We start from the raw sequence: 15,807 nt of genomic DNA, 5'->3' as shown, positions 1-15,807 counted from the left end.
ATTAGAATACAAAATTAGTCTACAATTTTTCTTGCGGGTGAATCCTTTTTCAGCCTAAAATCATATTTATTTGCATTTTGATACCTTGGATCTAAATAAATGGATTGCTCATCACTTTTTGAAGCCTTTTTGAATTTAGGAAAAGATGTATATTCTTCCTCTTTCCATATCCAAATACCCTTTTCTTCTTTCTCTTTATGAAATACATTCTTTTGCAGTTTATTCTCTTGATTTGTTATAAAATCGTTGGCAATAAAAATCCGTGATGGCCCAGCGGTTAATATATTTCTTTCTATTACATTGTTTTTTGTATCATGTTGTAATAAAAGCTGTCCCCCACCCAGCCCCTTCGTGTCATTTCGATAAAGAATATTTTTTGAGATAGTAGAATTTATTGTACCACCCCGATTTTCATCATACCCACCAATCGATATCCCAGTGTAAAAGTTGTCGTAAATAATATTGTTCATTATCTTAATGTTATCAGCGTATTTTTTAGCATGCTCAGAGGTTGCTTCAATTCCAATATCACTTTTATAAATCGTATTCTTTTCAATGATTATATTCTTTCCACCATCTACATAAATTCCGCCAGCAGAGTAATCTTCCCCATAAGACGGATTGCCGTAAGAGGATATTTCATAAACTTGATTATTTTTTACTACTCCATTGCGCACGTAGTCCATCTTTCTATCATTAGAGACGCCTTCATAACCAATCAGGTCAATCCCAATATTATCACTCCTGCGAACTATGTTATTTTCCACTTTAAAACCGTCAATATTTCCATTTAGAACAAGAGATTCACTTGAACCGAGTTTTAAATCTTCTATCGTGTTATTCAAAATATTTATATCCTTCATTGGATCTGTTCCGTATATAGCGATCCCATGGCCATTCCCATCATCTGCATTGGTTTCAATCCGCTGCACATTGTTATTTTCTAATTTAATATGGTTGCTAGATCCTGTTACATAAATCCCCATCACTGTTTCATCTGCCAAATCAGTAGATAAATCCTGGATAATTAGTCCACTAATCGTCACGTAGTTTTTACTATTTATCGTAACTAAGGATGTATCCCCTTCAGCATCCTTTAGATCTATCCCACTTAGAACAACCTTCTCATTGTTGTAGGATTTAAAAGTAATTGGTTCTGATTTGGTGCCACTATGTTTAACAACAAGCTTTTCATTATACTTTCCTTCTCGTATGTGGACGGTAGTCCCCGCAATTGCTTCTGACGCTGCTTTTTTTAGTGTGCGAAATGGTTTTGATTTTGTACCAGCATTTTGATCATCCCCATTTTTAGCAACGTAAATAGCTTGATCTTGCTTATCAAATATATTGCTAAAGACAAAAACAATCATGATAGCAGCTGCAGCCAAGAGGATAAAATAGATTATCTTCATTAAAACATTCCCTTCTCATATACATCTCTATTCTCTTTAATAAGGGAAATTAGTCATCTAATCTATTTTCTCCCAATAAACCGCCCTTATAGTTTAAGTGAATTTGATCACAAAGTTTTTGTTAACTATTTTCAGTATATCATTTTTCAATGTACTACCTAGTAAATTCATTCAGAGAGTTCCTATATGGAACTCCCTCTAGCTGATTATTTAACAGTTGGGACTGGCATGTTGCAGAGAGTTATCAATAGATTTTGTTTCATCACTCTACTGAAATGTAAAGCGTGTTTCTTAATAGAGAGCAGTAGGAAAAGAGGTTGGAAAAAGGAAGCTTGAGACACTTATTGCACAATGGATTGAAGGATTACATTAAAGGAGTGGGGCAAATTCTTATCGAATCTGCCCTTACTTTTGACTATTTTTTATTAATAGTATAATCGAATTGATAGTGGAAACCGACTTTTAAGTAGATTATCGTTAACCTTCTGTCAATTCAATTGCTTATTCTGACCACGGGGAATGTAAAATGCATTGACAGAAATTCTTATTTTTATATTCAGGTCTAAAATATTGAACAACATCTTCTTTCATATTGCCGAAAGTTGTTTCGGGTTTATGTTTAAATCCATCATAAAACGCTGGAATAATTTCCTTTTTGAAATTGTTACGAGGGAACGCTTTTATAATATCTTCACGCAAGTCTTCCGGGAACTGTTCAAAGCCATCACCCATAACATCTAAACCAACGCCATGAAAGAGCAATGCAACTTCAGATTCTTTATGCTCAGCAACTCCGGGTGTTGTATGCAAAGCAATCGCATCCCATACAAGCTGAATCGAATCATTTGGAATTTTATACTGCTGGAGGAAACTTCTTGCTGCATTTGCACCATCTACTTCAAACCGTAAATCTGCACTACTGTATTTTTTAGTCAAGCCTAAATCATGGAATAAAGCACTAATGTATAATAACTCTAAATCATAATTCTGCTTCGCTTTTTCCCCGTTTACTGCACCAAATAAGAATACACGATTGGAATGATTCCACAATAGGTCATTCCCATACTCACGTAATATATCGGCTGCATCTTTTGCCAACCTGGAATCTGGAATTTTGATACCTGCTATTGTTTGTTGCATGATTAAAACCCCTTTACAATATAATTTCTCATTCCATGAGTTGTCTTCATTGTAAAGAGGACTTCATCATTTGTCTATTACATCATATCTATCATAATGATAGATAAAAACTATAATACAGAGCTCTGTATAGAAGTAACCGCATCTTTCTCTGTGGGAAAATGCAGTTTTTCGATTTCACGTACTAATAACGTAATATATTTACGTGCTGCATAATTAATAAAACAATTCTTTTTCATCACTAGATAAACTTCCTTTGCCAAAACCGGTTTCTCAATATGCTGAAAAAATAAATCCCCTGTGTCATAAAACTCATATAATGTACGTGAAACAACACTACGGCCAACACCACTTCGGACTAGATTCAAGATAGATTGAATACTAGATGTTTCCACAATAGGATGTAATTGTTTGCCAACCTCCTTACTCGCTATATCAAGTATTTTTCTGCATTGATGCATATTTGGAAATAAAATCAGAGGCAATTCTGAAACTGTGGAAAATGAAACCCGATCCTCTTCATTGCGCTGATTACTAATCAGGTAAAATTCTTCATCATACAGCTTCGTCACTTGCAACCTATCACATTGATTAAGTTGAAAACTAATACCAAAATCAGCTCGATTTTCTAGAACGGCCTTTTCCACCTGATCAGTAGTTAGGATGGACACATTAATGTTCGGATATAGCTGGTTAAATTGAATGCACAAAGTTGATACCAAATCGGTTATTTCTCCTGGTAACACAGCAATTTTCAATTCTCCGATTTCCACTTTCGTAAATGCTTCAATTTGAGACGACATGCTTTGCAGCGAACCTTTAATATTCAATGCTTCTTGTTGTACAATCTCCCCAACCTTTGTAAGCTCAATTTTCTTGCCAACACGGTTAAATAGTGGATATCCTACCTCTTGTTCTAGCATCTTAATTTGATGGCTTAAAGTTGGTTGGGAAATTCCTAATTTTTCAGCTGCTCTTGTAAAATGCAGTTCTTTACAAATCATTAAAAAATATTCTAAATGTCGTAGTTCGATAGCATTTCACTCCTTTTTCCCTTTTTTAGTTTGAAGACATAACTTAGAACCTATTATAAATTACATCCATTCCTATTTCTTCAAAAGGTTAAAGATCATCTTCATAATTGCATTTTAAAATGTTTCTGTAATTCAACTTTTCCGCTTGGCGTTACTTTAATAGCACGTATTTTAGGCATACGTGTTATCCATTTTAATTCGAGCATCTTTAGTAGCAACGCATTACCCAGAGCTCCCGCAATATGATGCTCACGCTCACTCCAATCTAGACAACACCGGGCATATGCTCTACGCTTTTTCTTTTGTTCTTCTAAATCAATTCCAAACTCCTGAAAAAATTGGAAGCCTTCTGATGTTACCTCATAATTCATATCTACCTTTTTTATAAAACCTTGTTCTATTAAAGAATTTGTAATTTGCACACCAATATAACCAGCTAAATGATCGTAACAAGTTCTAGCGAAATGTATAGCACTTTTTTCTCTTGAATCCCTTAATGAGGTTACAGGAGAGTTCGGTGAGATAATTAACATCTGCTCAATCACTTTTGCTGCGTCACTGCTAGTCAACTTATAATAACGATGTCTTCCATGCCTTTCCACACTAACAAGATTTGCTTCAAGCATTTTTTGCAGGTGAAAACTAGCCGTTTGAGGTTTTACTTTTGCAGTATAAGCCAGTTCACTAGCAGGATGTATTCTTCCATCCATAAGACTAAGCAGAATAGAAGAGCGAGTTGGATCAGATATTAGCGAAGCTATTTTTGAGATATTCGGATTCACTTTTATTCTCCTCGCATTCATATTTCGATGATAGTGGAAATGTTATTCTATTATAATCCAATTGTGAGCTAAATTTAAAGGAGGAAGAAAACACTTGATTATTAAAGAAAAGGATACAGATAGTTTTAAAGAAATAAAACCTAACATTATGTATTATGGGACACCAACACTGCTTCTTAACACGTTAAATGAAGATGGAACAACGAACATTAGCCCAATGTCTTCTTCTTGGGCATTAGGTGACTGCATTGTTCTCGGAATAGGGCTTGAAGGAAAAGCTATAGAAAACTTAGATAGACATAAAGAGTGTGTCATCAATTTACCCAGCCCAAACCTTTGGGAAAACATTGAAAAAATCTCTTCTTACACTGGTAAAAAGAATGTACCATCTTATAAGAAAGAGATTGGATTCACTTATAAAAAGGATAAATATGTATCAGCAGAGTTAACACCTTTAAAATCAAAAACTGTTTTACCTACTCGTATTGAAGAATGCCAAATTCAAATTGAAGCAGCAGTTAAAAATATTCGCATCCCTGAATATAATTCATTGTTTGCTATTGTTGAAACACAAGTATTACATTTCCATGCTAATGAAAGTATTATACAAAATGAAAATTATATCAATCCATCAAAATGGAGTCCGCTAATTTATAATTTTAGGCATTACTTTGAATTAGGAAGAGAAGTAGGAAAAACGTTCCGTTCAGAAACTTGATAGGTTTCATTTTTCATAATCACGCTCTATCTTTAAAAAAATTGATTAAAGGTATTCGTGAATGACAGATGAATTATCATCTGTCATTCATCTTAGGAATACTTCTCACGATCTTCATGCACTCTTTATTTAAAATACATTCTTGGTATTCTTTCCAATTCTAATCAAATTCTAATATTCTTATCATTCTTCTCTTACTTTTAAAAGTTAATATTAATGCGTAAAACAAATAAAGGAGGAAGTATTTTGAAAAGAAATCTTTTGATTGGAACAGCAGCAGCAACAGTCATTTTGGGTGGTGCCGCTGTTGTGGGGGCATCGGATGACAATAACATCAAGGATAATCAAGCATTTACCGCAGAACAAGCCATCCAGACAGTATTCGAAAAAGTGGAAGGATTCGTGCAGGAAGTGGACCTTTCTTTCGAAGAGGATGAAAATTATTATGCAGTTCAAATCGAAAGCAGCGTAAACGAGTATGAATTTAACATTGATGCAACAACAGGGAAAATTGTAGGGCAGGAAATTGAAAATACTGTAGAAGAAGAAAAACAGGAAGTAGCTGGACAGAAACGCTCTTTTGATGATAGTAACTATTCGATTGAATCAGCTAATGTTACTTCACTTGAAGAGTACGACACCATTATTGATCAGGTAAACGCAGAAGATTTGTCTTTTCATCTGGTTACTGACAATCCAGGAAATCGCATCATGTTCCTTGTTGACGAAGAGGGAAAAAAGCACTTTAAAACCATTTTCGTAAAACATGACAACCTTCTGAAAATCATTGATGTGAACGATCATGGACAGGTATTCAACGGCAACCTTTAATGAAAAGCACCATCCTAAAGTGCACTCTTCACTTTAGGATGAAAATGTTCTCCATTCGTTTTGATGAACAACTTGTTTAATGCTTGCATCCGTATTACCTATGTCCATGTTTCATCCTCAATCTATTTTTGCTCACATTTTCATCCCTGTTATTAAATTTTGAAGAACAACTCAATAACCTACAACTTTTTATGAAAAACTACATTTCCTTCTTTCACTAAAACACCCATTTGCAGAATATCAGATACCCAATCTTATAGTTAGATTTATTTTTTGGACGTAGCTTTTATTATTAGGAAATGAGGGCTGGTCATTAGATAGTAGTACGATTTTTCTTTTACTTCTTTCATCTTTTTTTGCGGTTTAGGTTCAATCAGTTTATCGAGGTTGAAAAAAGCAGTTGTTTCATTTACGATGCTTTGCATGGGTCTTCTGTAGAAGCTAACATCAATTGTAATATTAGGTTTGTGCCAAGTTTCTGATAAGTATTGTGTTTTAAAGTAATCCTCACAATCGAATCTTGTATAATCCATAAAAGGATGATGAAGCGAAAATAAAAAAGTTCCTTCTGCTTTTAGAATGCGGTTGAATTCGTGAAATGTGTAAGTCCAATCCTTTAGATAATGAAGTGTAAGTGAGCTTATAATCACATCAAAGGAACCATTTTTAAACGGAAGGGGTTCTTGAAGATCTTGACAAAGGAATGTAGCCTCTTCCCCTAAACGATGCTTTGCTGCCTTTACCATTTCAGGACTTACATCTATACCAGTAACTTCCGCTCCTTGCTGCAATAATTGCGAAGCATACCATCCAGCCGAACAACCAGCATCAAGAACTTTTTTTCCATTTAACTCGGTGGGTAAAGCCGCTAACATAGCTGGACGTTCATAATAAGCGTTATAAGGACTCCCTTCATCAATATCGTTCTGATAGGTATGAGCTAGTTTATTATAAATGTCTCTTGTAGTATTACTCATTTAATTCCCTCCTTTAGATTCCTGATAAATGATTTCATAATTATAAATTCAATTTTTCAATAGTTTTATCATCTGGTTTCTTTATAGCCTTGCTAAATTTATAATTAGAATGATAATACTGATAATATCGCCTTTAAATTCAGCAATATAATCTGAATCTTTCACGAAGTACATAAGGCACTCGCAGACATTAAAGTTACTATTTTTTGTCCGTTCTTCTTTTAAAAAGATTTTGCAAGTTTTCGGGTCACCACAATCCATATAACTAAAGAAACTATAGATAGCATGGGAATAAAATCTGTAGCATAGTGGAAGTCCTATTAATTTTAATGTTCTGATAAATAATTAGATATATATACCTTTATACCTTATATACGAATTAGAAAAAATTGAAGTTTCACTATGCTTTTCCTTTAAGTACATAATATCACATAGTTATCTTGCCATATATTAGAAACATCTTAAAATTTCAAGGTAAACTTGCCATTATAAATAAAAATTCATCTAAATTTAGACGGCTTTTTTTATTTATAATGGCATTTGAGTAGGTAAGGTTGCGTTTTCATTTGACATTGTTATCTTTTAAACTTTTTATAAACAATGTAACCCAGTAGGATATAAAGACTACTGCAAGATCGACAAGAAAAATGTGGAAATTATTAGTTCCCTTATGAAGCTCCAATAAGCCCATCCATTCTTCCAGTGTTGCAAAACCAAATGCAAACACTGCACTTAACAGAATAGCATATACGTAAAAATTCTTCCTATGCTTTGTTGTATATTGATATAGAAGTAAAAAAACAACAGGAAGAATGGACACTGTTATATTCAAAGAGTATGGCAGTGCCGGTGCGAGAAAGAATGTATGAAACATGAAATTATATCTTTCAAGAATTATACTGGCATAAGTCCATAAAATATGTACCATAAAGCCAAAGAAAAATACTTCAAAAATTCTACTTCGATCCACTGCAAAGAAAAGCAGAACCAGTGGAAGAATAAAAACCAGCAACGTTACCCAGAACTGCCATGTACCAAAATTGGAATAATCGTTCCAGTAGTTCGATATAAGCCCATTAAATTCTTCTGTCTTCACATAAATTTATCCCGATATTCTATATAATCCACAAAATCCCTCCTAATTTTCAGGCTTATTTTATGGATTAATGATTTATTTATGTAATTTTATTCAGGAAGCAGGCTATAGCCCCAGAATAATAAAATAACTTCCTACAACAAACGTTTAAAATACAAATTGGCATGCGTGAACACGGATGATTACCGTATTCACACATGCCAATTAACAGCTTATATAGACGCTAACTGTAGAAGCACATTCTTTAAACGCCCCACTTTAATTTTTACCATAAATTGGTAAAAATCTAAATTTCCCCTGTACCCTCAGTACGCTTTCCCTCAAACTTATCGAGCAATGCACGCACTTCATCTGTTGACTCTGTGCTCATCAATTGATTTCTTAACTCGCCTGCACCGCGAATCCCGCGGACATATATTTTAAAGAAACGACGTAGAGGCTTAAACGCACGTGGTTCTACTGCTGAATATTTATCAAAGAGATCCAGATGCAGTCTTAAAAGTTCAAGCAGTTCCTGACTGCTATGATCTTTCTGCTCCATTTCAAAGGCAAACGGATTTTGAAAAATTCCACGCCCAATCATAACCCCATCAACACCATATTTCTCGGCAAGCTCCAAGCCAGTTTGACGGTCAGGAATATCCCCGTTGATCGTCAAAAGCGTATCTGGCGCTATCTCGTCACGAAGTTTCTTAATCTCCGGAATCAATTCCCAATGAGCATCTACTTTACTCATTTCCTTTTTCGTACGAAGATGGATGGAAAGATTAACAATGTCTTGTTCCAAGACGTGTGTCAACCAGTCGCGCCATTCGTCTACATTCGTGTAACCAAGCCTTGTCTTCACACTTACAGGCAATCCACCTGCTTTTGCGGCTTGTATTAGCTCTGCTGCAACTTCCGGACGGCGGATAAGGCCACAACCTTTCCCTTTCCCTGCCACATTTGGTACAGGACAGCCCATATTGAGATCGATCCCTTTAAATCCTTCTTCCGCCATACCAATACTCATTTGCCTAAAGTATTCAGGCTTATCGCCCCATATATGGGCTACAATCGGTTGTTCATCCTCTGTAAAAGTCAAACGCCCACGGACACTTTGTTTCCCATCTGGGTGACAATAGCTCTCCGAGTTTGTAAACTCTGTAAAGAACACATCGGGTCTACCTGCCTCACTTACAACATGACGAAAAACAACATCCGTCACATCTTCCATTGGTGCCAATATAAAAAACGGTCGTGGTAAATCACGCCAAAAATTATCTACCATTTCAAATTCAAATCCTCTCATTCCGGGAAACCAGGACAAACCCTTACCACAAAATTAAAAAGCAGAAAATGGCTCCTGCTCCTTTTATATTTATACCATGTTTAAGTACTTTTTATCAATCCGAGTAGGAGTTATTTTATTTTAATTAGACACCTGATGTACGTTTAAAATAAGCTATTCCGAATTTCGACTCTCCAACCTGCACCAACATTCCCTAATTTAGTCAAACAAAATAAGCTATAATTAGTTATAATCAATAGGAAAAAGACGGGTGATGATTATGAATGAAGGGAAAAGGATTTTAATAATTGAAGACGATCAAGAAATAAGTAAACTACTAAGCGTTATTTTAACAAAAAAAGAATTGGATTCGATTGCGGCTTATTCTGGCACTGAAGGTCTCCTGCAACTACAAAATAATAAGTTCGATTTAATCTTATTAGACTTAATGTTACCAGGTAAGAGTGGAGAGGAATTAATAAAAAAGATCAGAGAAGAGAATTCCATCCCCATAATTGTGATTTCAGCCAAGGTTGATATAGAAAATAAAGTGCACGTATTGAAAATGGGGGCAGACGATTATATAACCAAACCCTTTAATCAAGAAGAGGTTCTTGCCAGAGTTGAAGTTCAATTACGAAAATCAACCATTACATCACGAACAGCGGAGAATGTATGGCGCGGACTTAAGATTCAACCTGAAAAACTATCTGTCTCTTTAGATAACACAGAGCTGCAATTGACGAATGCAGAATTTGATATTTTGTCCTTATTTGTAAGTCATCCAGAGCATGCCTTTTCCAAAAGGGAGATTTATGAAAGCATCTGGAAAGGTACCTATTTAGGTGATGATAATACGATTAGTGTTCATGTCTCAAATCTTCGCAAAAAAATGGCCGAAATCACTTCTGATGAGTATATAAAGACAATATGGGGAGTAGGCTTCATGCTGGTGTAATTTCTTTATGATTTCTTTATGTTTTGTTTAAGGGAAATTAAAGGCACCTAAGCTAAACTAAATATATCAAGAAATTTAGTGAAGGAGTCAACAAAATGGATACCATTATTCAAACATATCAATTAAAAAAGACCTTTAAAGAAGAAGAAATCATCAAACCCCTTGATTTCTCATTAAGAAAAGGAGAAATTTGTGCATTAATTGGTAAGAATGGCGCTGGAAAATCGACGTTTTTTAAAGTGCTTGCGGGACAACTAATGCCAACTGGAGGAGACATTCACTTATTTGGAAAATCAGGCAAAGAGATGATTCACTCAAAAAAAAGAATGGGTTTTATGATAGAAACACCTGAATTCTTCCCAGATTTTACTGCAACTCAAAATCTAGAGTATTTTCGAATTCAACGCGGCGTTATTGAAAAGAAACGCATTTATGAGGTTTTGCAAATCGTTGGTTTAGCAAATCAAAAGAAGAAACGATTTAAAGATTACTCGATGGGAATGAAGCAACGTTTAGGGATCGCCCTTTGCCTGCTAAGCAGTCCAGATTGTCTAGTGCTAGATGAACCAATTAATGGTTTAGACGCTGAAGGGATTATAGAGATTCGTAATTTATTATTGAGGTTAAATCAAGAAAAACAAATAACGATTTTAGTTTCCAGCCATATTTTAACTGAACTACAATTACTAGCTACACGTTTTGTATTTATCAAAAATGGTGTAATTGTCGATGATTTAAGCAAGGAGAATTTAAACGATAAAAGCAAGAAGCAAATTCAACTTAAAGTCGATGATGCAGCAAAGACATCACGATTGTTGGAACAAACCTATGCTGATATTCAGTATAAAGTCCTTCCTAATCATATCATAACCATCCAAAATCATGTAGAGGAGGGCGGCGAAATCAATCGCCTCTTAGTCGACAATGGTGTGTTAGTAATGGAGTTTCGTATGGAGGCACTGAATTTGGAAGAGTACTTCTTAGGATTAGTGGAGGGGAATGAAAAATGATTAATTATTTAAAAAGCGAAAATTATCGTTTATTACACAAAAAAGGACTTCATATTACGAGTGTTATCTGTTTAGTGTTAATTGCTGCAGCAGCGGCTGTCTTGTACTATTCCGGGAAACAAGATCAGAATTTCCCCTACGCTACTAGTTTGTTTTTTTATTCGAACGTAATTGGTAGTGGGGTACTAATTATAATCGTTGCCTTTCTCTTTAATTTGGCTCTTACTGGCAAGGATACGTCTCTAATCAAACAATCTGTATCCTTTGGTGTATCTCGAAACACGATCTTTTGGTCAAAGCTAATTCTAACATTGAGTTACTTTCTGGCAATATGTGCCGTTGGTCTTCTCTTAATGATTGGATTGGGAGAGAATCTTTTGGCTAGCGAGGAACAATCAGTCAGGTATTTCTTGACAGCTAGTATAAACATGTTCCCGATTGTGATCAGTGGATTTTTTATAATTCATGTGCTGAAAATGTTGAAGTTCGGTGAAGTCTATATCATTATCACGTTGCTATTCATCTTTATATTTTCTGGTGATCTATTACGGATGCTACTTCGCCCGATTTCAGGATTAAATGAGCTATACAAATATGCACCCAGTACACTATTAAACGAAAACCTATTGAACTTCTTGAACAAAGCAGTTCAATTCGATTATCATTACTGGGTTGTTGGCATCGTTATTTCGGTGGTTTCTTTACTAGTAGGAGCGAGAAAGTTCACTAAACAAAATATCGATTGATGGAGATGGGATGAATGGAAGTGAGTAGCTTGTTGATAATCATTACTTTGATGTTACTACTAATTGTTAATATCGGCATGCTTCTGCTTTTTCATTGGGATATCAAAAAGATGACAAACCAATTAGAAGAAATCATTGAAAATTTCGGTACAAATGAATTGGTTCGCACAAATACACATAGTAAAAGCCTAATTCGATTTGCCGCCAAAATCAATCAGCTCATTCAATTATTTAAGGAAGATCAACAGTACACCCACAGAAGAGAAAAAGAACTAAAGCAAGAAATAACTAATATCTCTCATGATTTGAGAACGCCCTTAACATCAATTAAAGGATTTTCGGAATTGCTAACTGATCGATCTTTATCTGAAGTAGAAAAGAAAGAGTTTCTAGCTATTATTCAAAAGAAAATTGACACTCTCACAATGATGGTCGATCTATTCTATGAACTTTCCCAGATCGACTCTGAAGACAAGCAATTGATAATGGAACAGCAGTTTTTAGATCAACTTGTCGTAGAAGCTATGCTACTGTTTTACGACGATTTTGAAAAAAGCCAGTTAAGCATACATGTGGATGAAGTTGTTTTACCACCCATTATTGCAGACAAGAAGGCAACAAACCGAATTGTGACAAATATTATTCAAAATGCGTTACGATATGCAAAAAGCTATTTAACCATTACCTTAATTGAAGATGAGAAATATGTCTGGTTAAGAGCAATAAATGATGTTACCGAGTTTAATCGTACTGAAATCAATCAAATTTTTGATCGAACATTTAGATTGGATAACAGCCGAACAGCTGGGCACCTTGGATTAGGCCTGCATATTGTCAGACAGCTTATCAACAAACAGGGCGGGAAAGTAGTTGCAGATATTCATAAAAATGAATTCAGAATCGATGTTGCGTTTAAAAAATGGAATTAGTTGGGTAAACACATCTTAGTAGCAAAGATGTAATAACACGTCGGAGTGAGTTGATAAAACCCTGTTCCGTATTCTCATTGTTCATAACGTACAACATTAACTTATCAACCTCTTTATTATTTCCGACAAAACCAGGATATAATGCGGAGTTATTTGTTTTCAAACACGATCTCAGCTTTCGCTACAAGCTTGTAGATCACAAAACTCAAGAGCTCCGTCCTTTCTTATAATAAATTTACGATTTGTTTAATCTAACTTAATATTCATATGATATAATCACAATGTATTGACTGAATTTTGATATTATTAGGCAAACACACTCATACTAGTTTTCTGAAAGGTGATTTGATGATACAAAACTCAAAAATCTTAATTTTAACTGGAAGCTACGGTAATGGCCATTTGAAAGTTTCTAATACATTAAAGGAAACTTTGATTGCGTATGGCTGCAATGAAGTAATAGAATCCGATTTATATTTAGAAGCACACCCAATATTAACAAAAGCAACTAAATTTTTATATATTAAGAGTTTTACCTATGGACAGAAGCTATATGGCAGTTTTTATTATGCGGGAAAGAAAGAAAAAAGTGTCTCTCCATTAGATTTCATCAATTACTATGGCAGAAGGACATTAGCAAATTTAGTGAAAGAATTTAATCCCGATATCATTATCAATACATTTCCAATGACTGTTGTTCCGGAATTCTTAAAGAAAGCAGGTTCACCAATTCCAATGGTTAATGTGTTAACAGACTTCGGCCTGCATAATAATTGGATACATGAGGAGATTGGTAGATATTATGTCGCTTCCGATGATTTAAAAGCTGAAATGATTGGAAAAGGAATTTCTTCTGAAAAAATAAAAGTTACAGGCATACCGATCCAGTCTAGTTTTGAAAGTGAAGATGATAAAAATCGATTGCTCGAATCCTATGGATTAAAGAAAAATATGCCTGTCACGCTTCTTGCCGCTGGTGCTCATGGTGTAATGAAAAATATGGTCGATATCGTCCAGCGCTTGTTAGCAATAAAGGACAACCAAGTTATCATCGTTTGTGGCCATAACAAGAAATTAAAGATGAGCTTAACTAGTAAATTTGGAGAAAATAATCATGTGAAAATTTTAGGTTATACGAATAACATGGACGACTTAATGAAGCTATCAAATGTGATGATTACGAAGCCTGGCGGCATTACATTAAGTGAAGCGCTGGCAGTGCAGGTTCCATTAATTCTTTACCGTTCTGTACCTGGTCAAGAAAGAGAAAATGCTCTATTTTTCGAACAAAAAGGTGCTTGTATCAATGTTGACAATCCAGATTCATTAATCGAAACGATCACAAATCTCATTTCTCAGGAACAGATGCAAACGACAATGAAAGAAAATATGAGATCCCTATATCATCCCCATGCTGCAAAGGTTATTTGTGACGATGTTAGCACTATGTTGGAAGAACAAAAGGAAAAACGTATAAAGGAATTTGTATAACAAATGAATATCTTAAAAAATGTCACAGCTAATGTCACAGCAAGACAAGAATTTTTATTACTCATTATCCCTCTTTTTCTCATTGAATTTGTTAGGGGGGCATTTGTTTTTAGCTACCTTCCAGGTTTATCTATCCACCCTGGGGGGATTGCTTTAACAATCATTGGACTAGCTATATCCATTCACTTTATAGGTGATTCCGTGACAAATTTAATTGTTGGCTATTTCATGAAGCTATTTGGAAGTAATGTTGTCATTCATCTAAGCTTTACCTTTTCTATAATAGGTCTAGTGATGGTGGCAATATGGACGAATGGTATCACGCTGATTGTCAGTGCTTTATTTTTAGGAATTGGCATTTGCCCCCTATGGATCATTTTATTATCCAAAGCAGGTAAACAACAGCGTGGGCAAAATATTAGTATTGTCTATTTCGGTTGGCTTGCTGGAATTGGCGCTGGGTTAATAACGATGAACCATTATTTACAATTCAACTTTAAATATATTTTATGGTTTCTTCCTGGACTCATTCTACTTGGCTGGCTAATTTATACGCTTGTGAATAAGGGTGACGTATCATATCGGCTCTCTAACCTTAAGGAACAAAAAGACAATACCATTACATTAATAAAAAAGAGTAAAGCCGTCGTACCTGGATTATTATTGCAGGGTGTTGCAATGGGAATGATTATCCCAATTCTCCCGGCATTCGCAATTAATGTATTGCACGTTTCAACGGATCAATATTCCTTATTAATGTTGCTAGGTGGTGGAAGTGCGTTATTATTCCTTGTTCCAATTGGAAAATTGGTTGATAAAATTTCAAATAAAGTCGTCCTTTTTATTATTGGTTTTTGTTTGTTTGCTCTGTCGCTATTAATCCTAATTATGAGCCCTAACATTGTGGCTACATTTGCAATCGTCATTTCGCTCGGATTGTTTTACGCCTTATTCTTACCAGCTTGGAATGCATTTATTGCTGGATTTATACCTGAAAATTTAAAGGAAGCTGGCTGGGGTATCTTCTCCGCCTTACAAGGCTTTGGTGTCATGATTGGACCAACCATCGGCAGCGTTTTAGCCAACCAAAACCAAACCATAACGACGATAAAAGTGAGTGCAGCTATATTTGGCATAACTGCAGTCATTTACTTACTTTATGCTTTGTTTTTTCGAAGGAAGAACATCTTGCTTTAAATAAAATAGAGTTTTCCAGATTCAAATCAATGGTTGTCAAAAGCAATATTAGAAGAAATGGAATGAAAAAAGAGAAATGAAACATTACATGAGGTATTGGGATTTGGTTATTCACGACATTTAAAAAAAGACTGAACCCATATTGGATCCAGCCCTAATATAAAATGATATTTAAGTAAAAAAATCATTTAAAGAAAGATTGAATACGTAGTGTTA

Annotated in this window: 15 protein-coding genes; 8 read left to right on the top strand and 7 right to left on the bottom strand. The window is 34.9% G+C overall.

Going from position 1 to position 15,807, the window contains the following annotated elements:
• Positions 1-14: 14 nt before the first annotated feature.
• The 4 genes from NST46_RS11775 to NST46_RS11760 all read right to left on the bottom strand — a co-directional run bounded on the left by NST46_RS11775 (position 15) and on the right by NST46_RS11760 (position 4,368).
• On the bottom strand, positions 15-1,412 hold the full coding sequence (locus tag NST46_RS11775; RefSeq protein ID WP_445321727.1) for a right-handed parallel beta-helix repeat-containing protein: 1,398 nt from the start codon (positions 1,410-1,412) through the stop codon (positions 15-17).
• Between the two features lie 501 nt (positions 1,413-1,913).
• Entirely contained in the window at positions 1,914-2,552 is a 639-nt protein-coding gene (locus tag NST46_RS11770; RefSeq protein WP_095312730.1) for an HD domain-containing protein, read from the bottom strand.
• 110 nt (positions 2,553-2,662) lie between these two features.
• On the bottom strand, positions 2,663-3,586 hold the full coding sequence (locus NST46_RS11765) for a LysR family transcriptional regulator (RefSeq protein WP_341137331.1): 924 nt from the start codon (positions 3,584-3,586) through the stop codon (positions 2,663-2,665).
• Positions 3,587-3,687: 101 nt separating this feature from the next.
• Positions 3,688-4,368, bottom strand: coding sequence for an ArsR/SmtB family transcription factor (locus NST46_RS11760; RefSeq protein WP_341137245.1), 681 nt, complete (start codon positions 4,366-4,368; stop codon positions 3,688-3,690).
• A gap of 94 nt (positions 4,369-4,462) precedes the next feature.
• Between NST46_RS11760 and NST46_RS11755 the strand changes: the two genes are divergently transcribed.
• Positions 4,463-5,086, top strand: a complete 624-nt coding sequence (locus NST46_RS11755; protein ID WP_341137244.1) for a flavin reductase family protein — start codon at positions 4,463-4,465, stop codon at positions 5,084-5,086.
• A 246-nt stretch (positions 5,087-5,332) separates the two neighbouring features.
• Positions 5,333-5,917 carry a PepSY domain-containing protein gene (locus tag NST46_RS11750; RefSeq protein WP_341137243.1) on the top strand — a complete coding sequence of 195 codons (585 nt, stop codon included), beginning with the start codon at positions 5,333-5,335 and terminating at the stop codon, positions 5,915-5,917.
• Positions 5,918-6,183: 266 nt separating this feature from the next.
• Here NST46_RS11750 and NST46_RS11745 read toward each other — a convergent pair whose 3' ends face one another.
• The 3 genes from NST46_RS11745 to NST46_RS11735 form a co-directional block, all read right to left on the bottom strand.
• Positions 6,184-6,894, bottom strand: coding sequence for a class I SAM-dependent methyltransferase (locus NST46_RS11745; protein WP_341137242.1), 711 nt, complete (start codon positions 6,892-6,894; stop codon positions 6,184-6,186).
• Between the two features lie 562 nt (positions 6,895-7,456).
• A complete protein-coding gene (locus NST46_RS11740) occupies positions 7,457-7,990 on the bottom strand; it encodes a hypothetical protein (RefSeq protein WP_341137241.1) in 534 nt (177 codons plus the stop codon).
• Between the two features lie 286 nt (positions 7,991-8,276).
• The gene (locus NST46_RS11735; RefSeq protein WP_340003008.1) at positions 8,277-9,260 is read right to left on the bottom strand and encodes a tRNA dihydrouridine synthase; all 984 of its coding nucleotides are present in this window, start codon (positions 9,258-9,260) and stop codon (positions 8,277-8,279) included.
• A 280-nt stretch (positions 9,261-9,540) separates the two neighbouring features.
• On the opposite strand from NST46_RS11735, the gene NST46_RS11730 reads away from it, so the two are divergent.
• From NST46_RS11730 to NST46_RS11705, 6 genes are all read left to right on the top strand, one after another.
• Positions 9,541-10,218 (top strand): response regulator transcription factor, encoded by a 678-nt coding sequence (locus NST46_RS11730; RefSeq protein ID WP_303447717.1) that lies wholly within the window; start codon positions 9,541-9,543, stop codon positions 10,216-10,218.
• 95 nt (positions 10,219-10,313) lie between these two features.
• Entirely contained in the window at positions 10,314-11,228 is a 915-nt protein-coding gene (locus NST46_RS11725; protein ID WP_303447719.1) for an ATP-binding cassette domain-containing protein, read from the top strand.
• On the top strand, positions 11,225-11,974 hold the full coding sequence (locus NST46_RS11720; protein WP_303447721.1) for an ABC transporter permease: 750 nt from the start codon (positions 11,225-11,227) through the stop codon (positions 11,972-11,974). Before NST46_RS11725 ends, NST46_RS11720 begins: the two co-directional genes overlap by 4 nt.
• A 50-nt stretch (positions 11,975-12,024) precedes the next feature.
• Positions 12,025-12,903, top strand: coding sequence for a sensor histidine kinase (locus NST46_RS11715; RefSeq protein WP_341137240.1), 879 nt, complete (start codon positions 12,025-12,027; stop codon positions 12,901-12,903).
• Between the two features lie 348 nt (positions 12,904-13,251).
• Entirely contained in the window at positions 13,252-14,394 is a 1,143-nt protein-coding gene (locus tag NST46_RS11710) for an MGDG synthase family glycosyltransferase (protein ID WP_341137239.1), read from the top strand.
• A gap of 3 nt (positions 14,395-14,397) precedes the next feature.
• Positions 14,398-15,591, top strand: a complete 1,194-nt coding sequence (locus NST46_RS11705) for an MFS transporter (RefSeq protein WP_341137238.1) — start codon at positions 14,398-14,400, stop codon at positions 15,589-15,591.
• Positions 15,592-15,807 lie beyond the last annotated feature (216 nt).

It is taken from the genome of Oceanobacillus sp. FSL W7-1309, assembly GCF_038002145.1.
Taxonomy (GTDB): Bacteria; Bacillota; Bacilli; order Bacillales; family Amphibacillaceae; genus Oceanobacillus; species Oceanobacillus profundus.
The sequence above is the reverse complement of the archived record's forward strand: the minus strand, read 5'-3'. Positions and strand labels throughout refer to the sequence as shown.